Source organism: Actinosynnema sp. NPDC023587 (genome assembly GCF_040640215.1).
Lineage (GTDB): Bacteria > Actinomycetota > Actinomycetes > Mycobacteriales > Pseudonocardiaceae > Actinosynnema.
The window spans coordinates 41,642-67,049 of the sequence record NZ_JBFABG010000006.1; the positions used below are offsets into that span (position 1 = coordinate 41,642).

The window sequence follows — 25,408 nt, forward strand, 5'->3', positions numbered from 1 at the left end:
TCCGGGGTCAGGCCGGGACCTCGGCCAGGGTGGCGCGGCGGGCGCGCTGGGCGACGGGATCGGGGATGGGGACGGCGTCGACCAGGCGTCGGGTATAGGCGGCGGCGGGGGTCCGGAGGACTTCGTGGTGGGGCCCCTGCTCCACCACGTGCCCCCGGTGCAGCACCGCCACGCGGTGGGCCAGGGAGTCGACCACGGCCAGGTCGTGGCTGATGAACAGGCACGCGAAACCGTGCTCCCGTTGCAGCTCGGTCAACAGCGCCAGGATCGACGCCTGGACGGACACGTCGAGGGCGCTGGTCGGCTCGTCGGCGATCAGCAGGTCCGGGGACAACGCCAGCGCCCGCGCGATGCCCACCCGCTGGCGCTGGCCCCCGGACAGCTCCCGGGGCCGGCGGTCGGCGTGGTCGGCGGGCAGCCGGACCGCGTCCAGCAGTTCCGCGACCCGCCGCCGGTGGTCGCCCGGCCGGCGGTGCACGCGCAGGGGTTCGGCGATGCAGTCGGCGACGGTCATCCTGGGGTTCAGCGAGCTGCCCGGGTCCTGGAAGACGAAGCCCAGCCGCGCGCGGGCCGCGCCGGGGTCGGTGCCGAGCACCGCCGCCGTGCCCGCCGTCGGCCGCAGGACGCCCGCCGCCACCCTGCCCAGGGTGGACTTGCCGGAACCCGATTCGCCGACCAGGCCGACCACCTCGCCGCGCGCCACGTGCAGGTCCACAGTGGACAGTGCGGTGAAGTCGCCGTACCGGACGGTCACCCCGGTCAGCCGCAGCGCGTCGGTGGACGTGTGGGGCGGCGCGGGGTCGCGGTGGCCCAGCCTGGGCACGGCGGCCAGCAGTTCCCGGGTGTACGCGCGGGTGGGGCCCGCGAACAGCTCGTCGACCGGGGCCTGCTCGACCAGTTCGCCGTGGCGCAGGACGGCCACCCGGTCGGCCAGGTCGGCGACGACGCCCATGTTGTGGGTGATCAGCAGGATCGCGGTGCCCAGGCGGTCGCGCAGGTCGCGCAGCAGGTCCAGGATCTCGGCCTGCACGGTCACGTCCAGGGCGGTGGTCGGCTCGTCGGCGATGATCAGGTCCGGCTCGTTGGCCAGCGCCAGCGCGATGACGACCCGCTGCTTCTGGCCGCCGGAGAGCTGGTGCGGGTAGTGCCGCACCCTGGTCGCCGGGTCGGGGATGCCCACCAGGCCGAGGAGCTCGACCGCCGCGCGGTGGGCGGCGGACCGGGAGAGCGCGCGGTGGGCGCGCAGCACGGCGGCGAGCTGCCACCCGACGGTCCGCACGGGGTTGAGCGCGGTGGCCGGTTCCTGGAACACCATGGCCACCGAGCGCCCCCGCACCTCCCGCAACGCCGCCTCGCCCGCACCGACCAGTTCCCGGCCGGCCAGCCGCACGCTGCCGCGCACCTCGGCGTTCGCCGGGAGCAGGCCCAGGACCGCGCGGGCGGTCACGGACTTGCCGGAGCCGGATTCCCCCACCAGGGCCAGGATCTCGCCCGGCGCGATGGTCAGGTCCACCTCGCGCACGGCCCGGACGTCGCCGAAGGAGACCTCCAGACCCGAGATGGCCAGCAGGTCAGTCGTAGACACGTTCGGCCTCCGCCCACAGTCGTGCCACCAGCTTCGGGTCGTACGCGGCCCGCTCCCCCGGCTCGTAGCGCACCCGCCGCAAGGTCCCGGTGAACGGGAAGGTGCGCTCCCGCAGGTGCGACGCCCAGTCGACCGGGCCGCCCCGGTCCTCCCCGACGCTGATGCCGGTGAACGGGGCCAGGCCGATCAGTTGCGGCACCGGTCCCAGGACGGCTTCGCCGGAACCGGTGTCCAGTGCGAACTCCCAGCGGAAGTCCGGCAGCGCCTCGGCGCGCAGCACCACCCGTGCCGCGCCTTCGGGGAGCGGGATCGGCGTGGTGCGGTGGATGTCGCCGTAGGCGTTGTAGGTCAGGTGGGCGTGGCCGTCGTCGACGTGCACGACGTAACCGCCGCCCTGGTCGCCGTGCGCGAACAGCACGCCGCGATCGCCCGGGGTGGTTTCGATGTCGGCGAAGGCGGTGAACGAGCGGAACTGGACCAGTTGTGCCGAGCGGTAGCGCTCCAGCAGCGGGGTGCCCGGGTAGAGGTCGACCGGGCGTTCCAGGCGTTCGTCGGCGGGCCGGCGCAGGGAGGCCGCCGGGCTGTGGTCGGTCAGCGGGAAGACCGCGTTGTGCCACGCGGCGGCTTCCCAGGCGGCGGCGAGTTCGGCGAGCTTGGCGGGGTGCTCGGCGGCGACGTCCGTCGTCTCGGTCGGGTCCTCGGCGACGTGGTAGAGCTCCCACTCGCTGTCGTCGTACGGGGTTCCGGGGCGGTGCCGGGTGACGATCTTCCAGCCGTCCGCGTAGTAGCCGCGATTGCCGCCGGTCTCGGTGTACTGGGTGGTGTGCGGGCTCGTCGCGTCCGCCGACCGCAGGACCGGCGCGGCGCTGACGCCGTCCTGCTCCACGGCGGGCACGCCCTGCCGGTGGGTCGGGCGCGGCACGCCCGCCAGGTCGAGCAGGGTCGGTGCGACGTCGGTGACGTAGACGTACTGGTGGCGCAGCCCCGGTTCCAGGCCGGCGGGCCAGTGCACGATGAACGGGGTGCGCACGCCGCCCGCGTAGGTGTCGGACTTGTACAGCCGGAACGGGGTGTTGGACGCCTGGGCCCACCCCCTCGGGTAGTGGACGGTGGTCTGCGGACCGCCGAGCAGGTCCAGTTCCCGGGCCACGTCCCGTTCCCAGTCGCCGGGCACGCCCGGCACGTGCACGAACTGGCTGAAGTAGCTGCGGGTCCCCTCCGCGCCGCCCTCGGCGGTGGCACCGTTGTCGGAGGTGAACACGATGACGGTGTCGTCGAGCTCCCCGTGCCGCCGCAGGGCCTCCACGATCCGCCCGACGCTCTCGTCCACATTGGACAAGGAGGCCGCGTAGACCTCCATGTACCGCGCGAACAGCTCGCGCCGCTCCGGCGGGAGCTCGTCCCAGGGCGAGACGTCGGCGTCGCGCGGCGGCAGGACCGTGCCGGGAGGGAACAGCCCTTCGGCGAGCTGCTTGGCGAACCGGCGGGACCGGATGACGTCCCAGCCCTCGTCGTAGCGGCCCCGGTAGCGGTCCAGGTCCGCCGGCTTCGCGCCGAGCGGGCCGTGCATCGCGTGGTGGGCGAAGTACAGGAAGAACGGCTTGTCGGGGTCGTTGGCGCGCAAGGTGTCGATCATCCGCACGGCCCGGTCGGTGAGGTCGTCGGTGAGGAAGTACCCGTCGGGGTAGTCGCCGTCGTAGGGGCTGTTGTCCCACACCAGCCGGTGCGGGTGGTGCAGGTTGGTCAGACCTTCCAGGCTGCCGAAGTAGCGGTCGAACCCGCGCTGCAACGGCCACGACGACCGGTCGGCGGCGTCGTGGCTGGCCGCGTCCCGGGTCAGGTGCCACTTGCCGACCGCGAAGGTGGCGTACCCGGCGTCCCGCAACGACTCCGCCAGCGACGGCGCGTCGTCGGGGAGCTGGAAGGAGTACGCCGGGTAGCCGGGGTCGGCGTTGGCCGGGAAGGCGAACCCGGCGCGGTGCGGGTTCAGGCCGGTCAGCAGGGCGGCGCGGGACGGCGAGCACAGCGGCGTGGTGTGGTAGTTGGTCAGCCGCAGGCCGCCCGCCGCCAAGGCGTCCAGGTTCGGGGTCCGCACTTCGCCGCCGAACGGGCCGACGTCGGCGTAGCCGAGGTCGTCCACCAGCACCACGACGACGTTCGGTCCGCGCGGGCGGCGCTCGGCCGGCCACGCGGGGCGCGACGCGCCGAACGTGCGGCCGACCCGGCCGGCGAAGCCGTCGTAGCCCCGGGCGTGGGGAGGGAGGGTCATCGGGGTGGTCCTTTCTCAGCCCCGGGCCGCGTTGGCGGCCTGGGCGACGAGCTGGAAACCCAGCACCAGCACGGCGGTCACGGCCAGCGGGCCGAGGGCGAACAGGGGGTTGAGGTCGAGGTAGCGCAAGGACGTGGTGAGCACCGCGCCGAGCGACGGGTCCGGTGGGCTGACGCCGATGCCGAGCACGCTCATGGCCCCCTCGATGAACACCGCCACCGACATGGACAGCGCGAGCTGCACGACGAGCGGTTCCAGCGAGTTCGGCAGCACGTGGGTGCGCAGCACGTGGGTGCGCCCGCCGCCGATCACCTCGGCGGCGGTGACGAACTGGGCTTCGCGCACCCGCAGCACGGCCGAGCGCAGCAGCCGGCCGAACACGGGGATCTCCACCACCGTGATCACGATCATCACCGACGTGGTGCCCGGCCCGATCACCGCCGCCAACCCCACCGCCAGGATGAGCTGCGGGAACGCCAGCAGCACGTCGAAGAACCGCTGCACGGCGACGTCCAGGGCGCTGGAGAACGTCGCCAGCGCCCCGATCGCGCAGCCGATCAGCGCCCCGACGGGCACCGCCGTCAGGCTGATCAGCAGGTCGACGCGGATACCGGACAGCAGCCGCGACAGCACGTCCCGGTTGAGGTCGTCGGTGCCCAGCGGGTGCGCGGCGGAGGGCCCGAGCAGGTTCGCGTCCGGGATCTGCTGGTACGGGTCCCACGACACGAGCAGCGGCCCGACCAGCCCGGCCACCGCGACCACGCCGACCAGGACCAGCCCGACCAGTCCCCGACCCCGGGTCAGCGCGCTCACCGCCGGCCGCCCAACCGGACCCGGGGGTCCAGCGCCGCGTGGGCCACGTCGGTGAGCAACTGGACCAGCACGAACACCGTGACCGACAGCATCAGCAACGCCTGCACCACCGGGTAGTCGCGCCGGGTGATGCCCTGCTCGACCAGCATCCCCAGGCCCGGCCAGGAGAAGATGGACTCCACCAGCACCGCGCCGCCCAGCAGCGCCCCGGTCTGCAACCCCAGCGCGGTCACCGCGACCGGCAGCGCGCCGCGCAGGGCGTGCCGCACCACGACCTCCCGGTCGCGCACGCCGGCCGCGCGGACCGTGGTCACGTAGTCCTGGCGCAGTTCGCCGCGCAACGTCTCGGCGAGGAACCCGGTGAGCACCCCCGCCACCGGCAGCGCCAGGCACACCGCCGGCAGCACCAGGTACTGCGCGGTGATGTCGACCCGGTCCAGCAACCCGGCGGGCGGCACGCCCCCGGTGGGCAGCAGCCGGAAGAACACCCCGAACACCAGGATCAGCACCACCCCGGTGACGAACGTCGGCAGCGCGACCGACGCGGTGTGGAACCCGGTCAGCAGCCGGTCCACCCACGGGTTGCGGGTGGCCGCCCACACCGGGCCCAGCACCAGCGCGGTCAGCGCCGCCAGCAGCAGCGCGGCCAGCGTCAACGTCGCGGTGTTGGCCAGCCCGTCGGCCACCAGCCCGGCGATGTCGCCGCCGATCAGGAACGACCGCCCGAGGTCGCCGGACAGCAGCCCGCCGACCCAGTGCAGGTACTGCGACCCGACCGGCCGGTCCAGGCCGAGTTCGGCGCGGATCGCGGCGACGGCCTCGGGCGGCGCGTCGGCACCGGCCAGCACCGCCGCCGCGTCGCCGGGGATCGCCCGGATCAGCAGGAAGATCAGCACCGACGCCAGCCACAGCACGATCAGCGCCGAGGGCAGTCGCCGCACCAGGTAGCCGGTCACCTCAGGTGCGCCTTGCCGAGGTCGAGCTCACGCCGCCGGGACCAGTCCACGCCCTGGAGGGCGTCGCGCACCACGAACTGCTCCAGCACCACGCCGATCTCGGCCAGGAACCCGCCGGCCAACAACTGCTCGGACACCTCGCGGTACGCGGCGGTGGCCTCGGGCCCGGTCGCGGCGGGCAGCGTCCACGCGGCCTCGGCGGCGGCCGTGTAGGCCGGCGAGGAGAACCGCGAGGCGTTGCGGCGGGCGTTGAACGGGTAGGCGCTGACGGTCAGCGTGGCCGGCGACAACTGCGCCCAGGAGTGGTTGGTGGTCCACAGGCCGGGGAACTGCGCGCCGATCAACTGCTTGACGAACTGGGTGGAGTCCACCGGTTCCAGCTTCACCGCGATCCCGACCTCGGCCAGGTTGTTCTGCACGATCTGCGCGATGGCGGTGAACGCCGGGTCGTTGCCGACGTAGGCGAGCGGGATCTCCGGGAGGGGTGCGCCGTGCTCGGCGAGCAGCGCCTCGGCCTTGCCGACGTCGCGCCGGTGGCGGCGGTCGAGCTCCTCGTCGTAGGCCGGGCTCGTGCGCGGCCACGGCAGCGACGCGGGGTAGCCCTGGTCGCGGTAGACCTCCTTGATGATCCGGTCGCGGTCCAGGGCGTGGGCGACGGCCTGGCGGACCTTCGGGTCGTCGAGGCCGGGCGCGGTCACGTTCAGGCCCACGTACGCCTGGAGTTCCGCGCCCGCCAACGGAATCGAGCGCAGGCCGGGCGTGGCCGCTGCGGCCTCCGCGTCCCGGTAGCCGATGCCGCGCGCCAGGTGCACCTGGCCGGATTTCACCGCCGCCAGCAGCGATTGGCCGTCCGGCACGACCCGCACGTGCAACCCGTCCAGGTACGGCGCGCCGTCCCAGTGGTCGGCGTTGCGGGTGAACGTCAGATCGGTGTTGGGCCGCCACGACTCGAACTCGAACGCGCCGGTGCCGACGAACCGCTTGCCCGACGCGATGTCGCCCGCCGTCTCCGAGTCGATCACCGGCACCGTCTCCAGCAGGTCGAACAGGTTGCTCACCGGGTGCTCCAAGCGCAGCACGACCTGGTCCGGCGCGGGCGTCTCGATTCCGGTGACCGCCTTGGCGGTGCTCAGGAGCTGGCCGTTCCACCGGGGGTCGGTGTAGGTCTCCAGCGAGTACTTGACGTCCGCCGAGGTGAACGGCCGGCCGGTGTGGAACTTGACGCCCCCGCGCAGCTTCAGGGTCACCGTCCGGCCGCCGTCGCCGACCGCCCACTCGGTGGCCAGCGCGGGTTTCGGGTCGAGCCCCTCCCGGTCGTAGCGGACCAGGCTGTCGTAGACCAGGCCGACCAGGGTGGTGATGGCCGCGTTGCTGTTGGTGAACACGTTGGCGGGCACCAGGTCCAGGGTGACGCCGAGTTCGGCGATCCCACCCGTCCGGGGCGCGGCCGAGGCGTCGCCCGCCGAGCTCCGCGCGTCCACCGCCGACTGGCAGGCCGTCGTGGCGAGCAGCAGCGCGGCCCCGGTGAGGGCCTTGAGCGTCGCACGTCTGGTCAGGTTCATCGGGCGGTTGCCTTCCTCGCGTCGTCGAGCAGGTCCAGCGGGTGGTCGAACAGGCGGTTGAGCAGGCCGGTGCACGCGGCGGTGGCCTGGAGCGCGGGGCCCAGGCGGGTCACCGAGACGATGTCCGCGCCGGGCAGGGTCGTGGTGTCGGCGAACGCCCGCAGCAGGTCCGGCAGGCGTTCGGCGGGGTCGGTGATGGCCTGGCCGCCGAGCACGACGCGGTCCGGGTTGAACGCGTCGCGCAGCAGCCCGACCGCGCGGCCCAGCGCGGTGGCGCGCTCGACCAGCAGCCGCCCGGCGGTGCCGTCGCCGCGCCGCGCGGCCGACCGGACCAACCGGATGTCGGGCTCGGCGACCACGCCCGCGCGGACCGCGCGCTCGGCCACCGTGCGGTCCGCGACCGTCGCCTCCAGGCAGCCCGTCGCGCCGCACGGGCACCGCGCGTCGCCGCCGATCGGCAGGTGCGCGATGCTGCCGCCCCCGCCGGGGCCGCGGTGCAGCGCGCCGTCCACGGCGAACGCGATGCCGACCACCTCGCGGGCGTAGAAGTAGAGCAGGCTGGACACCCTCGGCCCCCAGCCGAACAGCAGCTCGGCGTTGGCCATCGCGGCGACGTGCCCGTCCAGGTGCACCGGCAGGCCGGTGGCCCGGTGCAGCAGCTCGGCGGCAGGCACCCGGTGCCAGCCCAGCCGCTCGTGGTCGAGCAGGCCGCGCGCCGCGTCCACCAGGCCGCCGCTGGCCAGGCCGATGCCCACCACCGTGCGGCCCGCGCGGCGGCGCAGGAACGCCCGCACCTTGCCCGCGATGTGCGCCAGGGCGTCCTCCGCGCTGCCGCCGGGCGTGGGGATCTCCTCCGAGTCCAGCAGCGTGCCGTGCAGGTCGGCCAGGCCGTAGGTGGTGGTGCTCACCCCGATGTGCACGCCGCACGCGGCGAACACGGTCTCGTCCAGCGCGATCGGCACCCGTGGCCGGCCGATCGCACCGGCCGGCACCAGGTCCGGGAACTCGCGCAGCAGGCCCACGTCCATCAGCGCGGCCACCTGCCTGCTGACCGTGGGCATGCTCAACCCGGTGTGCTGCCCGATCGCGGCCCGCGAGAGCGGGCCCTCGCGGCGGATCACGGCGAGCACCGCGGCGGCGTTGGCGGCGCGGACGCCGGGGCGGGCGCGCGGGGTCTCGATCACGGTGGACAACCCTCTCCGGACGTTCTCGGGCAGCACGAGGACGCCCGTTTTCGTTCGGGCGGACGAGGAAATCGCGGGAGCCGGCGGGCGGCCGGCGGCGGAGGTCAGCAACAGCGGTGCACAGCCGAAGACTCCGTGTGTCCACTTCGGAAGTCAACGACGTCCGGGATATGGAATTCCGACGACTACTTATTTTCAGTGGTTGACGGAACCTTGTTGGCGCGGTCGGGGCGTTCGTACCGTTCGACGGGCGGGCCGGGTCCCGCTCTCCGGCCGCGACCGCGCGGCGCGAACCACCCAGTCGAAGGGAACACCGTGAGCCTGTCTGTGGAAACCGCGGGAACCGAAGTGTCCGGAGCACCGGCCGGCGAGGTGTCGGTGGTGCGGCTCGGGTCGGCCATCGGCGCGCGGGTCGACGGCGTGCGCCTGGGCGGCGACCTCGACGCCACGACCGTCGCGCGGGTCCGGTCGGCGTTGCTGGCCAACAAGGTCGTGTTCTTCCGGGGCCAGCACCACCTGGACGACGCGGGCCAGCTCGCGTTCGGGAAGCTGCTGGGCACGCCGACGCTGGCGCACCCGACCGTGCGCGGGCGGGACAACGCCAACGTGCTGCCGATCGACTCCGACTACGGCAAGGCCAATAGCTGGCACACCGACGTGACCTTCGTCGACCGGGTGCCCGCGATCAGCATCCTGCGCGCGGTGCACCTGCCCCCGTACGGCGGCGACACGACGTGGGCCAGCACCGTCGCCGCGTACGAGACGCTGCCGCCGTCGCTGAAGGCGTTGGTGGACAACCTGTGGGCGGTGCACACCAACGCCTACGACTACGCGGCCAACGTCGACGAGCTGCGCATCGGTGGCGTGGACGTGAAAACCGAGGGATACCGCAAGGAGTTCGTGTCCGACCTGTACGAGACCGAACACCCGGTGGTGCGCGTGCACCCGGAGACCGGAGAGCGCGCGTTGCTCCTCGGGCACTTCGTGAAGCGCCTGGTGGGGTTGTCCTCCACCGAGTCGCAGGCGGTGTTCCAGCTACTCCAGCAGCGGGTCACGCGCCTGGAGCACACCGTGCGCTGGCGCTGGGAGGACGGCGACGTGGCGATCTGGGACAACCGCGCCACGCAGCACTACGCGATCGCCGACTACGACGACCAGGCGCGCCGGTTGCACCGCATCACGTTGGCGGGCGACGTGCCGGTGGGCATCGACGGCACGCCGAGCGTGGTCCGCCAGGGCGACGCCGCGCACTACTCCGCCTTGTAGCCGGCAGCGGGCCGCGTGGTCGAACCCCGGTGTTACTGTGCGGCCGAGCGCACTCCGGGGGGAGATCGTCGGTGGATTCCGTGGAGCGGGACGTGTGGGTGTCGCTGCGCGAAGCCCAGGCCGGGGAGCACGCGGAGAGCCGCACCGGGCGGCTGGCGGAACTCGTGCGCCGGGCCGACGCCGGCGACGTGCGGCGCGCCACCTACCTGTCCCGCCGGCTGCTCGCCGACGCCCACCGGGTCGACGGCCGGTGGGACGAGGTGTTCCGGCTGTTCCGCGAGTGCGTGGACGAGTACGACCACCGGCCGTGGCGGTTCGACGCCGACGACGAGGTCTCGCTGCTGTCCTGGCACGCGCGGCTGGTCGGCTCCATGGTCGACTTCCCGGACCTCTCCCTGGTCGAGATCACCGCCGCGCTGGACGACGTGGAGCGCCGCTTCCGGGCCGCCGGGATCGGGCTGCACGAGGTGCACGCGGCCCGGCTCGGGGTGGCCGCGCACGTGGGCGACCGGCCCACCGCCGAGCGCGCGTTCCGGCGGTGGGCGGCCACCGCGGACCCCGCCGGGGACGACCGGTGGCGGCGGCCGGTCGAGGTGGAGCACCTGCTGGCGCGCGGCGACGCGGAGTCCGCGGCCCGCGCGCACGAGCTGGCCCGGCCGGTGCCGGCCGACCCGTCCGCGGTCGACCGCGCGACCGTGCGGGTGCGGAGCCTGATGCTGCTGCCGGTGGCGCGGACCGGCGCGTGGCCACACGCCGCCGAGCTCTACCGGCGGCTGCTGCGCGGCATGGCCGGCGAGTTCCACTCGCTGGAGGAGCACGGCCGGATCGTGGAGTTCTGCGCGCTCACCGGCAACGAGGACGCGGGCGTCGACTGGCTCGGGCCGCTGCGGGGCTTCCAGGCGCGCCGCCGGCCGCTGGCCACCATGGAGTTCGCGACAGCCGTGGCGGTGCTGGCCCGGCGGATGGTGGAGCTGGGGCGCGGCGAGGTCGAGCTGGACCTGGGCGACGACCCGAACTCGGGCCGGTTCCGGGTGCTGGCCGACCGGATGCGCCGGCTCGCGCTGGACCTGGCCGACCGGTTCGACCGGCGCAACGGGACGTGCGCGCAGGGCGACCGGGTGCGCGCCCGGCTGGTGGCCGCGCCGCTGGTGGACCACCTGCCGCTGACCCCGACCACCCGCCGCCCGCTGACGACCGCGCCGCCGCCGCTGTCGCCCGCGCGGCTGCTGGACCGCGCCGAGTGGCACGACCCGCGCGGCGAGCCGGACGAGGCGCGGGCGTGCCTCGCGGCGCTGCCCGACGACCTGCCCGAGCACCTGGCCGCGCGGGCGGCGGAACTGAGGGCGTGGTTCTGCCAGGACCCCGGGACCGAACCGGAGCTGTGGCGGGCGGCGCAGGTCCACCGCCGGCACGGCGACGTGCGGCGGGCGCTGCTCGCGCACTGCCGGCTGGGCCTGTGGATCGTGGCCGACGGCCGGGCCGCCGACGGCGCGGCGCTGACCGCCGGGGCGCTGGCCGGGCTGCGCGGGCTGGGCGACGACGCGGCGTGCGCGTGGGGCGAGCACTGGGCCGCGTACGCGGCGGCGGCGCGGGGCCGGCTGGACGAGGCCGAGGAGGCGGTGCGGCGCGGGTTGCGGCACGCGACCGGCGACCCGCTCGCCCGGGGTTCGCTGCTGCTGGTGGACGCGGCGCTGTTCCCGGACCGCTCGGCGGCGTCGGCGCGCGCGGCGCTGATCGCGTTCGTGGACGCGGACGCTCCGGAGAAGGCGCTGGAAGCGTTGGCGCGCTTGGAGGACGCCGACGCGCACCACGACCTGGTGGACCCGCTGCTGGCCCGGCTCGCGGACCGGGAGGACCGCCTGGTGGGGCGGCTGCGCTACCTGCGGGCGTGCGCGCTGATGGCCGCGGGCCGGCTCGCCGAGGCGGTGGACGACCTGAACGAGGCGATCGGCCAGGCGTCGCTGCGGGCCGGCGGCGCGACCGCCGAGCAGTGGTGGCGGCTGGCGCGGGCGAACGACGCGGCGGGCCGCCACGAGGACGCGGTGGACGCGGGCCTGCGCGCGGCGAGCCTGCTGGACCACCTGGGCGACACCGGGGACCGGGTCCGGGCCGATCACGCCCGCTTCCTGGTGGCGGCGAACTTCCAGCGGCTGGGCGACGCGCCGGCGGCGCTGCGCGAGTACCGCCGGGTGGCCGACGGCGGCGGTCCGCTGGCCGCGTCGGCGTTCGTGGCGGGCAGCGCGCTGCTGGACGCCGAGCACGGGTGAGACCCCGGCACCGGGGGCGAGCGGGCGGTCAGTGCGTGACCGACAGGCCCGCGACCACGTCGAGGTAGAAGTCCGCGATGCGACCCAGGCCGGACTCGTCGGCGGACACCTCCTCGGCCCTGCTGCGCTCCGAGACCTTCGGGCCGCCGACCACGTGGGCGAGCGCGGAGGCGGCGGCGAAGCCGTCGCCCAGGCCGAGGGCCAGCACGGTGAGCGCCGCCGGCGGGTTGTCCACCAGCGCCTCGAACGCGCCGATCCACTGGTCGTTGGTGTCGGTCGGCCAGCCGTCGGTGAGGAACGCGACCACCACCTCGTCGGCCGCCCGGCCCCGCGCGGCCAGGCCCGCCACGTCCCGGTCGACCTGCTCGCGCAGCAGCGTGAACGCGGCGGCGTACGAGGTCGCGCCCCGCGCCCGCAGCGTCGGCACGGGCGTCGACGCGGCGGGCTCGTAGGACATGGCCAGCACGGCGTGGGCCTGTGAACCGAAGTCGACCAGGCCGAACCGCAGCAGCTCCGCGCCGCGCGGGTCGTCGCCGATCCGCCGCAGGATCTCGGGTATCGCCGCGTTGACCGCGTCGATCCGCCGCCCCGCCATCGACGCCGAGACGTCCACCACGAGGTAGAGCGGCACCACCGGCGCGGGGCGCACCGGGGGCGCGGGCTCCTCGACGGCCGGCGGCGGCTCGACCGCGCGCAGCAGTTCCCGGGCCCGCTCGGCGACCAGGGGCGCGTCCTGGGCGGCGATGAGCTGCAACCGCTGGTGGGCGGCCAGGACCTGGCCGGGCTCGGTGGAGGACAGCCACTCGCCGAGCGTCCGCACCCCGCCCTCCCGGACGAACGGCAACGGGCTCTCCAGGCTCGCGCCGAGCGACTCGGGCAGCGGCGTCGGCACGACGGTCGCGCCGAACGGGTTGCGGGCCAGGATGATCGCGTCCTCGCCCCGGAACAGCCAGCGCTGCGGCGTCTGCGTCGAGCCGTCGTCCCGGCGGACCCGGTCGGCGGCGTACTGGAAGGCGTCCTCGACGGTGACGTACCCGGTGTTGTCGCGGTCCGCCGCGCCGGAGCGCAGACCCTCGACCAGCGCCGCGGTGAACACCGACCCGCCGCGCCCCAGGGCCTCGCCCTCGAACGAGTACTCGGTGGCGCGCGACGCGGTGAGCACCGCGCGGCCCCGGCCGCCCGCGAGCCGGCGCTCCAGGTCCACCTCGGTCTCGGCCGCCTTCGCGCCGCGGTCGAACGCGCCGCTGAAGCAGCAGTCCAGGATCAGCACCTGGCGGCCGGCGCGGCACTCGTCCAGGCGCTCCAGCAGCCACCTCGCCTCGACCGCGGTGGAGGGCAACCGGTCCCGGTCGGTGTCGGTGGCGGCGAAGTAGAGCCGGCCGCGCGCGTCGAGCAGGCCGTGGCAGGAGAGGTAGACCACCACGAGTTCGTCGAAGGTCCGCTCGGCCAGGAACCGGTCGACGGTCCGCCGCACCTCGACCTCGGTGCCGTCGGGCACGACGGTGACCTCGAAGCCGCCGATCGCGGCGTCCCCCAGCACCTCGGTCATGCCGGTGGCGTCCACGACCGGGGCGCGCAGCCTGGCCAGCCGTTCGTCCGCGTACGCGCCGGTGGTCAGGACCAGGGCGGCACGCGGGTCGGCGGGCTTCGGGGCCGGATGACGCAGGTGCACGCGGTCCCCTCCCCTGGATGTCGGGAGACGAGGGTAACCGTGCGGTCCGGCGGTGCCGACGCGGTGCGGCCGTTCCGAGATCGACTCGTCGCGGGGACTGGTCCGGACGAGTGAACCGGACCGGGTCGGGCGACGAGCGCGGGCGCGTGCGGTATATCTGCGGTCGCACCCGCCGCCCCGGCGGCCCGAGGCGTCGCGGAGGACGAGGTGGTGACCGGTTCCGGAGCGGTCGGCATGATCATCACGGCGGAGGAGGCACCTCCGTTCCTGGTCGACGGGTTCGGGCTGTGGGTGCTGCTCGCGGTGGTGACGGCCGGGGCGCTGGTGGGGATCGTGGTGCGGTCGGCGGTGCGGATGCGGTGGCAGGACGTCCGGGGAATCCACGTCAAGGTCACCTCGCGCGACCAGCACAGCTTCCTGCCGGTGCCGGGCACGCGCTCCCAGCGGCTCCGCTTCGCCATCGAGGTCGTCGGCGACAAGCTGCTGCTGCGGCACACGGCCGACGACGAACCCGCCTACGAGATCTACCGGGTGCGCTCGGGCGTGACGGGTTCGGGCGTGCGGCTGCGGCACCTCGACGGTCGGACCTTCGCGCTGTCCGCCTACCAGCCGGTGACCATCGGGCCGGGCTTGGACGTGCTGTACGGGGAACCGTCTCCGACCTATCGGCGGGCCCGGTCCCTCCGGTGACGGCGCGGGTCGGGTCGCCGCCCGCGAGCCCGTCGCCCCTCGCGTCCGCGCCGGACGACGTCACCGGCGGGCCGGGTTTCCCCGCCGCGCTCCCAGCGGTATTCGACCAGCGGAGGCAGATCGTGCACACCGTCCCGAGCGATCGGGCCGCCGACCACCTGGCGCTGGCGCGGTCGCTGCGCGGCGCGGGGTCCGCGCCGGACGCGGCCCGCGTGCTGGCCGCGATCGAGGAAGCGGGCCCGCCGCCGGCGGCGGCGACGCGCTCGGCGATCCGCGACGTGCTGTGCGGCGCGGCGTTCGTCCAGCGCACCGCCGACGCTCCCGCGCCCATCGACGTGCTCGGCGCACAACTGCCGGCGGTCTACCCGGCGGTGGCGAGGCTGAGCTTCGGCGACGCGCTGGAGGACGTCACGGTGCGGGACGAGGGCCCGCTGGCCGCGCTGCTCGCCGTGCTGCTGGACGCGAAGACCTCCGAAGCCCTGGTCGGGGAACTCCTCCGGCAGGCCCTGGCCGCCGGCAAGGCGGACCTGGTGACGCACGTCGTCGGCGTCCGGGAACTCCGCAAGCTCGGGGTGGGCGTCGAGACACCGGCGTGGCTGCCCCGACCGGCGGGGACGTCGCCCGTGCTCCTCCCGCTCACCGCGCCGCCGGAGATCCTGACCTGGCGGACGGCGCTGACGAGCGGACCGGTGCTGGCGCTGGCCGGCTTCCTGCTCTTCCTCTGCGGGTTGATCCTGGGACTGCTCCAGTACCCCTGACCGGGCAGCGGGTCGCACCGCGACGGCACCGCGATCACGGGTTCGGAGGGCTGCTCCGAACCACTGCTTCCGCGCGCCCGCACCGACCGGCGGGGGTGGCGGGCCGGTCGCCGCCGGTGCGACCGGCTACCCCGGGGCTGGTGGCGGACGGCGTCGCCGCGTACCGCAGGATCTCCGGTATGAGCCGACCTTTCACCGCCGCCGACCTGCGCCGCTGGGAGGCGCACGCCGTGCCGGCGTGGGTCTACAAAGGCGTGCTGCTGGCCGGTTGGGGGTTCGCCTTCGGCTACGCCATCACCACGCCGACCACGTGCACGTCGGCCGCCCCGTGCCACCCCGACGCGTGGCTGTCGGTGGTCGCGGCGGCGCTGCTGGCCACGCCCGTGCTGCTGTGGCGCGAACCGGTGCTGGGATGCGCCCTGGGCGCGGGTTTCGGGCTGGTGGAGATGATGTCCGAGGCCGACGAGGGCATCCGGCTCGCGTTCGGCCTGCACGGCCTGGCGTGCGCGCTGGTGGCGCTGTGGCTGGTCGAGGCGCGGCGGGCGCAGCACCGGGTGGTGGGGCCGATCAGCGCGCCGGTCCGGGTGCCGCGCGCGACGCCCGTGCGGTTCACCGGGCGCACGGTGGTGGCGCTGCTGATGCTGCTGGTGGGGGTGCTGGCGCTGGTGAAGTACCTGGTCGACGCCACGGAGCTGGACGAGCACACTGTGGCGGCGGTCCGGGTCGGCGGCACGGTGACGGCGGTCGGCGAGCACGACGTGACGGTCCGGCTGCCGTCGTCGCAGCGGACGTTCGACGTGCTGTCCACCGAGGGCTACGCCGTCGGGGCGGACGTGCCGGTGCGGGTGGACGGCGGGTGGGCGGAACTGGTCGCCGAGCCCCGTGACGTGACGTTCCCGCTGACCGTGATGGCGGTGTCGCTGGGCATGGCGGCGTTCCTGCGGTTGCGCGACCTGGCCGGCCGGCGCGCGTGGCAGCGGGTGTTCGCCGGCCCGTCGCCGGCGGTGGAGGTGCTGGTGCGGGCGGACCAGCGGGGCCGGGCGGTGCTGCACACCGTGGACGGCCGGCCGTTCGCGTCGGTGCCGGTGTCGCGGCCGTTCGAGGACGACCGGATGCTGGCGGTCGGCGACCTGAGCCACGGCGGCTGGGTGGTGCTGTCGGGCCCGGACGGGGTGCTGCTGCCCACCCGGCCGTTGCGGGCGGGCCACCGGGAGCTGCCCCGCTCCGACGGTCCGGGCGAGGAGCTCCTGGGCGTGGCCCTGGAAGTCCCGCCGCTGCCCTACCCGGTGCCGCCGCTCCGGCGGGACGTGGTGGCCGGGCGGTGGCTGTTCGCGGCGGCGCTGTTCCTGGTGGTGGGTGCGACGACGGTGGACGGGCCGGTGGTGCTGACGGCCCTGTGGACGGCGGGGACGTGCGTGCTGGCGGGCTGGGTGCGGGCGCGGCCGTCGGCGGTGTTCCACCGGGACGGCGCGTCGGTCCGGTCGTGGCTGCGGACCTACCGCGTGCCGTGGTCGGCGGTGACGTCGATCCGCCGGGACGGCGACCGGCTGGTGCTGGAACTGGAGTCGGGGGCGCGGTTCACCCTCGCCCCGAGCCGACGCCCGGTGGCCGAACTGGGCGCGCTCGCCCGCCGGCTGCACGACCTGGCCCCGGCCCGCGACGACGACGTGACCACGCGGTTCGGCGGTGTCCTGCCGGTCGTGCTGTGCTTCGCCATCGCGGCCGGCGCGGTCCTCTGGCTGACGTAGGGGCGCTGGTCGTGGCGGGCCGCGCGCACGTCGTGTCCCGACGTCACCGATCGGTGCACTTAGGCTCACCGCCGTGGACTTCTTCACCGGACCCGACACCCCGGCGGCCCGCGCCGCCCTCGACGTGTGCCACGAGCACGCCGAACCCTGGCTGCGCAACCACTCGCTGCGCGCGTACTCCTGGGCCGCCGCCCACGCCGCGACGCACGGGATCGACCACGACGCCGAGCTCCTCTACGTGGCCGCGCTGCTGCACGACCTGGCGCTGACCCCGGCGTTCGACAGCCACCTCCTCCCGTTCGAGGTGGCCGGCGGCCAGGTGGCCAAGGTGTTCGCGGCGGGCGCGGGGTGGGCCGCGCCGCGCCGCGACCGGCTGGCCGAGGTGATCGTGCGGCACATGCGCGACGACGTCCCGGCCGAGCAGGACCCGGAGAGCCACCTCCTCCAGGTCGCGGTCAGCGCCGACGTCTCCGGCCGCCGCCTGGCCGGGTTCACCGACACCTTCACCGCCGCGCTGCTGCACCGGTTCCCGCGCCTGGGTTTCGCGCCCGCCTTCCTCGACCGGGCCCGGGACCAGGCCGGGCGCAAACCCGACTGCGCCGCCGCCGACCTGTTCCGCACCGGCTGGGAGACCCGCGTGCTGGGCAACCCGCTGGACCCGCCCGCGCCGGGTCCGACGGGCTGACCCGGCCGCCCCGGTGCGCCGGCGCGGCCCCGGTGGCTTGCGAGAACCCGTAGTGGTCGCGGTCCGACCCGCCGGGGGCCGCGCCGCGCGCCGCGACCCCCGGCAGGTCGGATTTCCCCACCGCTCCAACCAGTTGACGCGAGTGCGCGCTCCGACGTGCCGGGAGTCCCGGCAGAACGCGCGGTCATCTCACCATCCCGGGGGACGCTGATTCCAGCCCACCGGCGCTAGCGTCCGGGTCGCGCCGCCACGTACACCACATCGGAGCCACCCATGCCCCACAAGCGTGTCCTGGTACCACTGCTGCTGGCGGCTGCCCTGCCGCTCGCGCTCACCACGCCCGCCGAGGCCGCGCCCCGGGTCACCGTCACCGAGCTCCCCGCGCTCGCCGGCGGTACCTCCCGCGTGATCGCGCTCAACGACAACGGCCAGGTCGCCGGCACCCACTCCGGCAACACCGGCTCGCGCGTCGTGCTGTGGGAGAACGGCACGCCGGTCGACCTCGGTCGCGGCAACGCCACGGCGATCAACCGGCTGGGGCAGGTGCTCGGCCTGGAGTCGTGGAGCGGCGGCGGGACCTACCAGCAGCACCCCCGGCTCTGGCACAACGGCACGACCACCAACCTCGCCCCGTCCGGGGCCGGGTGGGTGATCGCGACGGCGATCAACTCGAACGGCGACGTGCCGATGACGTACTCGCGCTCCCCCTACGGCTACCACCAGGAAGCCTCGGCCGTGTGGAAGACCGGCGGGCACGTGGAACTGCCGATGAGCGGCCCGCACCTGGGCATCTCGGTGATCAACGACCGCGGTCTGGTCGCCGGCACCCAGACGGCGATGTTCGGCGACGCCAAGAGCGCGTTCCGGTGCCAGGACGGGTCGTGCTCGGGCCTGGCCGCCGTGGCCGGGACCGGGCCGTACGCGGTGGTGGCCGTGAACGAGTCGGGCGTGATCGTCGGCAACCGCGACAACCAGCCGCTGCGCTGGCAGGGCACCACCGTCACGGTGCTGCCGGGCGGGGTGGGCGCGGTCGCGTCCTCGCCGCAGGCGGTCAACGAGTGCGGTGACATCGTCGGGTGGACGCAGGACGCGTCGGGTGTCCGGCGGGCCACCGTGTGGCGCGGCGGTCGCCAGGTGGTGCTCAACGTGCCGGGACCGGCCGAGGCCACGGCGATCAACGACGCGGGCGACATCATCGGCTACAGCTCGGCGACGGGGCAGCAGCGCGCGTTCCTGTGGCGTCACGGCCGGGTCGTCGACCTGGGCACCCTGGGCGGCGCGACCAGCTCGCCGGTGGCGTTGAACAACAACGGGACCGTCGTCGGCACGTCGACCAACGCCGACGGCTCGGCTCGCGCGGTGAAGTGGCAGGTGCGCGGCCGGTAGACCGTCGGGGGCCGGACGGGTGATCCACGTCCGGCGAACGCCTCGGACCTCGGCCGGGAACCGCGGTTTCCGGCCGAGGTGCCCACTTCCCGAAGACTTCGGGAACCCGTGACCCCCGGGCCGGTCCACCGCGATCGCGGCCGGGCGAAACGCCGGAACACCGGCCGCCCGCCGAACTCCGGACAGGCGGCCCGGCGCGGGTCAGCCGGCGGTCATGCCCTCGTGGCCCTGGCCGCGCAGCAGGTCGTCGCGGGCGCGGGCGACGCGGGACCGCACGGTCCCGATCGGGCACCCGCACACCTCGGCGGCCTCGGCGTAGGACAGGCCGAGGACCTGGGTGAGCAACAGCGCCTCCCGCCGGTCGGCGGGCAGCGCGGCCAGCAGCAGGTTCAGCTCCACGACGTCCTCGAACCCGGCGGAGCGCGCGGCGGACCGCTGCGCGTCGGACGCCTGCTGGAAGTCCGCCGACCAGGCGATCACGGGTCGCGCGCCGGCGCTGCGGATGTGGTCCACGACGGTGCGCCGGGCGATGGACAGCAGCCAGGTGCGGGCCGAGGAGCGGCCCTCGAACGCGGGCAGGCTGCGCAGGGCCCGGAGGTAGACCTCCTGGGCGAGGTCGTCGGCCCGGCCGGGGTCGGTCAGGTGGGCGACCAACCGCCACACGTCGCGCTGGGTGGCCCGGACGAACCGCTCCAGCGCCGCGCGGTCACCGGAGCCCGCCGCCAGCGCCAGGCTCGTGACCACGTCGTCGTCACCGCGTGAGATCGACACAGTGCGCCAGGTTAGTGCACCCCGCGCCGGGAACTTCCCCGCCCGCTTGCCCGACAATAGGGCCGTGGACTGCGACACCTGCCGGGAGGCCCTGTCGGCGCGGCTGGACGGCGAACCGGGGCCGGGCCCCGCCGACGACACCGACGCGCACCTCGACGGGTGCGCCGCGTGCCGTGCGTGGCAGGACGACGCCGCAGCGCTGACCAGGTCTTTGCGGCTGCGGCCGGCCACCGTGACGCCGGACCTGGTGGACGCCGTCCTGGCCGCCGCGCCGCCGGTCGCCCCGACCCGGGGGTGGTACCCGAGGGCGGGTTTGGCGGGGGTGGCGGTCGCCCAGGTCACGCTGGGGCTGGGGCAGGTGCTCGGGTCGGGGCCGGAGGGCGGCACGGCGGGGCACGGCATCCACGGTGCCAGCGGGAGCCACCTGTTCAACGAGAGCACGGCGTGGAACCTGGCACTGGGCCTGGGCCTGCTGTGGACGGCGCTGCGGCCCCGCGCCACGACCGGGATGCTGCCGGTGGTGGCGGGTTTCGTGGTGGTGCTCGGGGCGTTCTCGGTGCAGGACCTGGTGACCGGGGAGGCGACGGTCCAGCGGGTCACCTCGCACGCGGTCCTGGTGCTCGGCCTGGTGCTGCTGGTGGTGGTGCACCGGGGCCGGCGGGACCCGGACGGGGGCCGGGTCGCGGAACCGCTGCCGGATTCGCCCGATCTCCGCGGCGGGGTGGAAGACCCGCCGCGGGCGACCCCGAGACCCCGGCCCCGGTTGCGGCCGGTGAGCCGCCGACGGGCGGCCTGAACACGTCCGCCGGGGCCTCCCGGACCTAGCGCTTGACCAGCTCGGCCACGCGGTCCAGCGGCAGGCCGGGCGAGCGCCGCCCGTCGCGGCCGGTCATGTCGCGGCCCGCCACCAGGGCGTTGAGCACCGCCTCCTCCGTCGCGTACACCACGGCCGCGAAGAAGTCGTCCAGCCGGCTCCACGGGAGGTGGCGCACCTGGTCGTAGCCCAGCTCCCCCTCCGAGAACGCGGACGGGGTCATCGACCCGCCGTTGCCCGTGGAGAACGCCAGGAAGATGTCACCGGAGAAGTGCGACCCGGTGGTGCCGGTCCGGGCCAGCCCCAGCGGCACGCGGCGGGCCAGCGCGGCGCACTGGCCCGGCAGCAGCGGCGCGTCGGTGGCGACCACGACGATCACCGACCCCGCGCCGGGCGGGTTCTTCCAGTCGCCGTCCTCGATCGGGTTGTCGTCGGTCAGCGCCTCCCCCACCGGCACGCCGGCCACCACCAGCTCGCGCCGGCCGCCGAAGTTGGCCTGGAGGAACACGCCCACGGTGTAGGTTTCCCGCTCGTACCGGACCACCCGCGACGACGTGCCGTTGCCGCCCTTGAAGGCGTAGCAGTTCATGCCCGTGCCGCCGCCGAGCGACCCCTCGGCCACCGGCCCCGGCCGGGCGTCCTCGATCGCGGCCACCGCGTGCTCGGGCCGCACGTGGGGGCCGTTGATGTCGTTGAGGTAGCCGTCCCAGGTCTCCGCGACGACCGGCAGCAGCCACTGGGCGGCGACCTCGGGGTGCTCGCGGGCGACCCAGTCGACGACGCCCCGGTGGCACGGGCCGACCGCGTGCGTGTTGGTGATCAGCACCGGCATCCGCAACTGCCCGGCTTCGCTGATCATCGTCGTGCCGGTCATCTCGCCGTTGCCGTTGAGCGAGTACCACCCCGCCGTGCACGGCACGTCGACCCCCGACCGGCCGCGCGGCAGGACGGCGGTCACGCCCGTGCGCACCGCGTCCCCCTCGACCAGGGTGGTGTAGCCGACCTCCACGCCGGGCACGTCGGTGATCGCGTTGAGCGGCCCGGTGTCGCCGAGCAGTCGGATTCCGAGGTCACGTGCGCGCATTCACGCCTCCAGTTCGCATCGGGTGGTGTCGGCCGCGTACGCGAGCAGGATCGCTTCGGCCTGGGGGACGGTGAACGTGGGCACGGCCTGCGTGATGTGCAGGCCCAGCCCGTCTTCCAGCGACACCAGGGCGCGCGCGATGGTCGTCGCGTCCCGGGTCAGGTCGAACACCCCGATGGCCGCGCCGGCCTCCAGGACGGAGGTGTACAGCGCGACCTGGCGTTCGCACAGCCGGATGTGCTGCGCGGCGTAGGCCGGGTCGCGCCGGGCGTACGCGCCGAGCTCGTAGATCAGCGCGCACAGCTCGTCGTCCTGCCCGGTGGGCAGGCCCGCGCGGATCGTCACGGTGAGCCGGCGGCGCGGGTCGACCTCGCGGCGGGCGGCGTTCTCCCGGTCCACGCAGAACCGCTCGATCGCCTCGCGCTGCACCTCGTAGAGCAGGTCGCCCAGGGTCGGGAAGTAGTACAGCACCGACCCGGTCGACATGGCGGCCTGGTCGGCGACGTCGCGCAACCTCAGGTCGAGCAGGCCGCGGTCAAGGAGGGCCTGGCGCGCGGCGGCGACCAGCTCGCCGCGCTTCTCGTGGGCCCGGCTGGGTCTCGGCATGACCCGATTCTTCGGGTGATCTTCGAAGAACGCAAGCCCGGCGCACGGAAGTGTCCTCGAATCCTGGCTTGCTATTGACTCGGCCCGGTTCGAGTTCTTTGATGACCAGTCAAAGAACTGGGACCGAGGAGACCGCCATGCCGGATCCATCGTCGTCACCCGCACCACCGTCGGACCACCGCCCGACACCGGCCCTGCGCCGGGGCTTGAAGGTGCTCGGCACCCTGCTGATCACGCTGTCCGCGATCTCCCCCGCCTCCTCGGTCTTCATCATCGCGCCGGGTGTCGTGGCGCAGGCCGGCAGCGGCGCGTTCTGGAGCTTCGCGATCGCCGCCGTGGTGGGCGTGTTCATGGCGTTCGTCTACGCCGAGCTCGCGTCCGCCTACCCGCTCAGCGGCGGCGAGTACGCGATCGTCGGCCGCACGCTGGGCAAACTGCCCGGTTTCGTCACGCTCGGCCTGCTCATGGTCACCCAGTTGCTGATCATCGCGGTCATCGCGCTGGGCGTCGGCACCTACCTGGAGGTGCTGATCCCCGGCCTGCCCGGACCGCTGGTGGCCGCCGTGACCACGGCGGGCGCGACCGTGCTGGCCGTGTTCGACGTGAAGCTCAACGCCTGGATCACCGGCGTGTTCCTGGTGATCGAGATGGTCGCGCTGGCCGTGGTGAGCGCGCTGGGCCTGTTCGACCCGGCCCGCCCGCTGGGCGAGCTGCTGACCAACCCCGTCGCCGCGTCCGACGGCGTGGTCGGGCCGGCGGCCATCGGCCTGATCACCGCCGCCGCCGCCGTGGCGATCTTCTCCTACAACGGGTACGGCTCGGCGGTGTACTTCGGCGAGGAGACCTCGAACGCGAGTCGCGGCATCGCCCGCGCCATCCTGTGGGCGCTGGCGATCACCGTGGCCTCCGAGCTGATCCCGGTCACCGCCGTGCTGATGGGCGCGCCGTCGCTGGAGGAGCTCTTCGCCGCCGAGAACATGATGAGCTACTTCGTCACCGCCCAGGCCGGGTCGACGGTGAACACCGTCATCAGCCTCGCGGTCGCGCTGGCCATCCTCAACGCCGTGCTGGCGATCATCCTGATCACCTCCCGGATGGTGTTCAGCACCGGCCGCGACGCGGCCTGGCCGGGCAACATCAGCCGCAACCTGGCCGCCATCCACCCGCGCACCGGCACGCCGTGGATCGCGACCCTGACCACCGGCGCGTTCGCCACGGTGTTGTGCTTCGCGGACAAGGACTTCCTGCTCGTCGTCACCGCGACGTCGATCGTGGCGGTGTACGCGGCCCTGTGCCTGGCGGCCCTCAACGGGCGGCGCAACGGGAGCACCGCGCACGCCGCGTACCGGATGCCGCTGTTCCCGGTGGCACCCGTGCTGGCGCTGGCGGCGCTGGCGTTCGTGGTGTGGCAGAACGCGATGGACCCGGCGATCGGCCGGCCGAGCCTGCTCATCACGGCGGGCATCGCGGTGGTGTCCGCGCTGTACTACCTGCTGGTGCTGCGCCGGCGCGGCGCGTGGGAGCTGCGGGGCCCCGAAGCCGAGGACTGACCCGCTCCCCCGCCGCCGGGGAGGCCGGTCCCACCCCCGGCCGGGCCGCCCGGGTCCGCGCACCCGGGCGGTCGCGCGGACCCGGGGCACGGCGTCCACACAGGACGCCGCCCCGGAATCCCCCGGCGACCCCGAACGCGGTCGGATTCCGAACAGGTGGGAATGCGCCGTCCCGAGGACAACGCGCGATCCGCGCCGATAAGGTCGCACCCCTCGCTGTCGAGGGAGGTCCGACGATGGAACGTCCGACGTGGGCGGGTACCGAGATCGACCTCCAGCGGCCGAGCGCGGCGCGGGTGTACGACGTGCACCTGGGCGGCTCGCACAACTTCCAGGCCGACCGGGACGTCGCCCGGCGGATCACCGACGCGATGCCCGAGCTGCCCGCGATCCTGCGGGCCAACCGGAACTTCCTGCGCCGGGCGGTGCGGCACCTGGTCGCGGACGGGGTCACCCAGTTCCTCGACCTCGGGTCCGGCATCCCCACCGCCGGCACCGTGCACGAGGTCGCGTGGCGGGCGGACCCGGCGTGCCGGGTGGTCTACGTCGACACCGACGCGGTGGCCGTCGCGCACAGCCGGGCGCTGGTGGCCGGCGCGGACCGGGCCGCCGCCGTGCACGCCGACCTGCGCCGGCCCGACGACGTGCTGAACGCGCCGGAAACGGTGCGGCTGCTGGACTTCACCCGGCCGGTCGCGGTGCTGATGGTCGCGGTGCTGCCCTTCGTGCCCGACGAGGACGACCCGGCCGGGCTCATCCGGCGGTACCTGGGGCCGGCCGCGCCGGGCAGCCGGCTGGTCGTGTCGCACGCCACCCAGGAGGGGTCGGAGGAGCACTACGCGGAGGCGACCGACCACTTCCGGCGCTGCGTCGGCGAGTTCGCCGTGCGCACCCGCGCCGAGGTGGCGGGCCTGTTCGGCGATCTGACGCTGGTCGACCCCGGCGTGGTCTACCTGACCGAGTGGCGGCCCGACCCGGGCGAGGAGGACGCCGACCCGCGCCGCACGTCGACGTTCGCGGCCGTCGGGCGCAAGGGCTGAGCCCACCTGCTCCAGGTGCCGCAGGTCCGCGTCCACCACCGGCGAGCACGAGTGAGGCGCGAGAGACATTTCCCCCACCCCGGGACCACGCCTAACGTCGACGGCATGAAGATTCTGCTCATCGGGGCCTCCGGCACGCTCGGCGCGGCCGTCCACCGGACGCTCGCCGGACGCGGTCACGAGGTCGTCACCGCCGGCCGGGGGTCGGGCGACCTGCGCGTCGACATCACCGACCCGGACCGGATCGCCGAGCTCTACGACCGGGCCGGGCGGGTGGACGCGGTGGTCAGCGCGGCCGGCTCGGTGCCGTTCAAGCCCTTCGCCGACCTGACCGCCGACGACTACCGCGCCGGGTTCGAGGGCAAGGTGCTCAGCCAGGTGGAACTCGTCCGCCAGGGTGTCTCCCGGATCGCCGAGCGCGGGTCGTTCACCCTGATCACGGGCGTGCTGGCGCGCGAGCCCATCGTCACCGGCAGCGCGGCGTCCCTGGTCAACGGTGCCGTGGAGGCGTTCGTCCGGGCCGCCGCGATCGAGATCGCACCGCAGCGGGTCAACGCCGTGAGCCCCACCGTGGTCACCGAGAGCCTGCCCGACTACGGCCCGTTCTTCCCCGGGATGCCGCCGGTCGACGCCGCCGACGTGGCCCAGGCCTACGTGCGGTCCGTGGAGGGCGCGCAGACCGGTCAGGTCTTCATCCCCTGA

21 protein-coding genes are annotated in these 25,408 nt (G+C 74.6%); 11 read left to right on the top strand and 10 right to left on the bottom strand.

Annotation, left to right across the window (positions count from 1 at the left end; all coding sequences use genetic code 11):
• Window positions 1-7: 7 nt before the first annotated feature.
• Genes AB0G01_RS17860 through AB0G01_RS17885 form a run of 6 tightly spaced genes read right to left on the bottom strand, consistent with a single transcriptional unit; the run spans window position 8 to window position 8,369 of the window.
• Window positions 8-1,585 carry an ABC transporter ATP-binding protein gene (locus AB0G01_RS17860; RefSeq protein WP_360946642.1) on the bottom strand — a complete coding sequence of 526 codons (1,578 nt, stop codon included), beginning with the start codon at window positions 1,583-1,585 and terminating at the stop codon, window positions 8-10.
• Window positions 1,572-3,854 carry an arylsulfatase gene (locus AB0G01_RS17865; protein WP_360946645.1) on the bottom strand — a complete coding sequence of 761 codons (2,283 nt, stop codon included), beginning with the start codon at window positions 3,852-3,854 and terminating at the stop codon, window positions 1,572-1,574. The genes AB0G01_RS17860 and AB0G01_RS17865 overlap by 14 nt, the downstream gene beginning before the upstream one ends.
• A gap of 15 nt (window positions 3,855-3,869) precedes the next feature.
• Window positions 3,870-4,667: an ABC transporter permease gene (locus AB0G01_RS17870; protein WP_360946648.1), complete on the bottom strand. Its 798-nt coding sequence runs from the start codon at window positions 4,665-4,667 to the stop codon at window positions 3,870-3,872.
• The gene (locus tag AB0G01_RS17875) at window positions 4,664-5,623 is read right to left on the bottom strand and encodes an ABC transporter permease (protein ID WP_360946651.1); all 960 of its coding nucleotides are present in this window, start codon (window positions 5,621-5,623) and stop codon (window positions 4,664-4,666) included. Before AB0G01_RS17875 ends, AB0G01_RS17870 begins: the two co-directional genes overlap by 4 nt.
• Window positions 5,620-7,185, bottom strand: a complete 1,566-nt coding sequence (locus AB0G01_RS17880; RefSeq protein WP_360946654.1) for an ABC transporter substrate-binding protein — start codon at window positions 7,183-7,185, stop codon at window positions 5,620-5,622. Before AB0G01_RS17880 ends, AB0G01_RS17875 begins: the two co-directional genes overlap by 4 nt.
• A complete protein-coding gene (locus AB0G01_RS17885) occupies window positions 7,182-8,369 on the bottom strand; it encodes an ROK family transcriptional regulator (protein ID WP_360946657.1) in 1,188 nt (395 codons plus the stop codon). Before AB0G01_RS17885 ends, AB0G01_RS17880 begins: the two co-directional genes overlap by 4 nt.
• 315 nt (window positions 8,370-8,684) lie before the next feature.
• Here AB0G01_RS17885 and AB0G01_RS17890 point away from each other — a divergent pair, with 315 nt between their 5' ends.
• Together AB0G01_RS17890 and AB0G01_RS17895 are read left to right on the top strand one after the other, a co-directional pair.
• Window positions 8,685-9,635, top strand: a complete 951-nt coding sequence (locus tag AB0G01_RS17890) for a TauD/TfdA family dioxygenase (protein WP_360946660.1) — start codon at window positions 8,685-8,687, stop codon at window positions 9,633-9,635.
• A gap of 71 nt (window positions 9,636-9,706) precedes the next feature.
• Window positions 9,707-11,902, top strand: a complete 2,196-nt coding sequence (locus AB0G01_RS17895) for a hypothetical protein (protein WP_360946663.1) — start codon at window positions 9,707-9,709, stop codon at window positions 11,900-11,902.
• Between the two features lie 28 nt (window positions 11,903-11,930).
• Here the strand turns inward: AB0G01_RS17895 and AB0G01_RS17900 are convergent, their stop codons facing one another.
• The gene (locus AB0G01_RS17900) at window positions 11,931-13,574 is read right to left on the bottom strand and encodes a caspase family protein (protein ID WP_360946666.1); all 1,644 of its coding nucleotides are present in this window, start codon (window positions 13,572-13,574) and stop codon (window positions 11,931-11,933) included.
• Between the two features lie 210 nt (window positions 13,575-13,784).
• Here AB0G01_RS17900 and AB0G01_RS17905 point away from each other — a divergent pair, with 210 nt between their 5' ends.
• The 5 genes from AB0G01_RS17905 to AB0G01_RS17925 all read left to right on the top strand — a co-directional run bounded on the left by AB0G01_RS17905 (window position 13,785) and on the right by AB0G01_RS17925 (window position 18,841).
• Window positions 13,785-14,264: a hypothetical protein gene (locus AB0G01_RS17905; protein ID WP_360946669.1), complete on the top strand. Its 480-nt coding sequence runs from the start codon at window positions 13,785-13,787 to the stop codon at window positions 14,262-14,264.
• Window positions 14,261-15,022, top strand: coding sequence for a hypothetical protein (locus AB0G01_RS17910; protein ID WP_360946672.1), 762 nt, complete (start codon window positions 14,261-14,263; stop codon window positions 15,020-15,022). The genes AB0G01_RS17905 and AB0G01_RS17910 overlap by 4 nt, the downstream gene beginning before the upstream one ends.
• 179 nt (window positions 15,023-15,201) lie before the next feature.
• Window positions 15,202-16,770 carry a PH domain-containing protein gene (locus AB0G01_RS17915; RefSeq protein WP_360946675.1) on the top strand — a complete coding sequence of 523 codons (1,569 nt, stop codon included), beginning with the start codon at window positions 15,202-15,204 and terminating at the stop codon, window positions 16,768-16,770.
• Between the two features lie 73 nt (window positions 16,771-16,843).
• Window positions 16,844-17,455 carry an HD domain-containing protein gene (locus AB0G01_RS17920; RefSeq protein ID WP_360946678.1) on the top strand — a complete coding sequence of 204 codons (612 nt, stop codon included), beginning with the start codon at window positions 16,844-16,846 and terminating at the stop codon, window positions 17,453-17,455.
• Window positions 17,456-17,728: 273 nt separating this feature from the next.
• Window positions 17,729-18,841, top strand: a complete 1,113-nt coding sequence (locus AB0G01_RS17925) for a hypothetical protein (protein ID WP_360946681.1) — start codon at window positions 17,729-17,731, stop codon at window positions 18,839-18,841.
• Window positions 18,842-19,042: 201 nt separating this feature from the next.
• Here AB0G01_RS17925 and sigC read toward each other — a convergent pair whose 3' ends face one another.
• A complete protein-coding gene (gene sigC, locus AB0G01_RS17930) occupies window positions 19,043-19,612 on the bottom strand; it encodes an RNA polymerase sigma factor SigC (protein WP_360946684.1) in 570 nt (189 codons plus the stop codon).
• Between the two features lie 64 nt (window positions 19,613-19,676).
• Between sigC and AB0G01_RS17935 the strand changes: the two genes are divergently transcribed.
• The gene (locus AB0G01_RS17935) at window positions 19,677-20,408 is read left to right on the top strand and encodes a zf-HC2 domain-containing protein (protein WP_360946687.1); all 732 of its coding nucleotides are present in this window, start codon (window positions 19,677-19,679) and stop codon (window positions 20,406-20,408) included.
• Window positions 20,409-20,433: 25 nt separating this feature from the next.
• On the opposite strand, the gene AB0G01_RS17940 is transcribed toward AB0G01_RS17935, so the two are convergent.
• Window positions 20,434-21,510 carry a P1 family peptidase gene (locus AB0G01_RS17940; protein ID WP_360946690.1) on the bottom strand — a complete coding sequence of 359 codons (1,077 nt, stop codon included), beginning with the start codon at window positions 21,508-21,510 and terminating at the stop codon, window positions 20,434-20,436.
• Window positions 21,511-22,116, bottom strand: coding sequence for a TetR family transcriptional regulator C-terminal domain-containing protein (locus tag AB0G01_RS17945; protein WP_360946693.1), 606 nt, complete (start codon window positions 22,114-22,116; stop codon window positions 21,511-21,513).
• A gap of 137 nt (window positions 22,117-22,253) precedes the next feature.
• Here AB0G01_RS17945 and AB0G01_RS17950 point away from each other — a divergent pair, with 137 nt between their 5' ends.
• The 3 genes from AB0G01_RS17950 to AB0G01_RS17960 all read left to right on the top strand — a co-directional run bounded on the left by AB0G01_RS17950 (window position 22,254) and on the right by AB0G01_RS17960 (window position 25,408).
• Window positions 22,254-23,666 carry an APC family permease gene (locus tag AB0G01_RS17950; protein ID WP_360946696.1) on the top strand — a complete coding sequence of 471 codons (1,413 nt, stop codon included), beginning with the start codon at window positions 22,254-22,256 and terminating at the stop codon, window positions 23,664-23,666.
• A 236-nt stretch (window positions 23,667-23,902) separates the two neighbouring features.
• Window positions 23,903-24,706 (top strand): SAM-dependent methyltransferase, encoded by an 804-nt coding sequence (locus AB0G01_RS17955; RefSeq protein WP_360946699.1) that lies wholly within the window; start codon window positions 23,903-23,905, stop codon window positions 24,704-24,706.
• Between the two features lie 105 nt (window positions 24,707-24,811).
• The gene (locus AB0G01_RS17960; RefSeq protein WP_360946702.1) at window positions 24,812-25,408 is read left to right on the top strand and encodes a short chain dehydrogenase; all 597 of its coding nucleotides are present in this window, start codon (window positions 24,812-24,814) and stop codon (window positions 25,406-25,408) included.

What these genes read in the sequence shown, in the direction of transcription:
- AB0G01_RS17955 (WP_360946699.1), top strand. Translation starts at nt 23,903, where the DNA reads ATGGAACGTCCGACGTGGGCGGGTACCGAGATCGACCTCCAGCGGCCG.
- AB0G01_RS17950 (WP_360946696.1), top strand. Translation starts at nt 22,254, where the DNA reads ATGCCGGATCCATCGTCGTCACCCGCACCACCGTCGGACCACCGCCCG.
- AB0G01_RS17915 (WP_360946675.1), top strand. Translation starts at nt 15,202, where the DNA reads ATGAGCCGACCTTTCACCGCCGCCGACCTGCGCCGCTGGGAGGCGCAC.
- AB0G01_RS17925 (WP_360946681.1), top strand. Translation starts at nt 17,729, where the DNA reads ATGCCCCACAAGCGTGTCCTGGTACCACTGCTGCTGGCGGCTGCCCTG.
- AB0G01_RS17945 (WP_360946693.1), bottom strand. Translation starts at nt 22,116, where the DNA reads ATGCCGAGACCCAGCCGGGCCCACGAGAAGCGCGGCGAGCTGGTCGCC.
- AB0G01_RS17865 (WP_360946645.1), bottom strand. Translation starts at nt 3,854, where the DNA reads ATGACCCTCCCTCCCCACGCCCGGGGCTACGACGGCTTCGCCGGCCGG.
- AB0G01_RS17940 (WP_360946690.1), bottom strand. Translation starts at nt 21,510, where the DNA reads ATGCGCGCACGTGACCTCGGAATCCGACTGCTCGGCGACACCGGGCCG.
- AB0G01_RS17960 (WP_360946702.1), top strand. Translation starts at nt 24,812, where the DNA reads ATGAAGATTCTGCTCATCGGGGCCTCCGGCACGCTCGGCGCGGCCGTC.
- AB0G01_RS17880 (WP_360946654.1), bottom strand. Translation starts at nt 7,185, where the DNA reads ATGAACCTGACCAGACGTGCGACGCTCAAGGCCCTCACCGGGGCCGCG.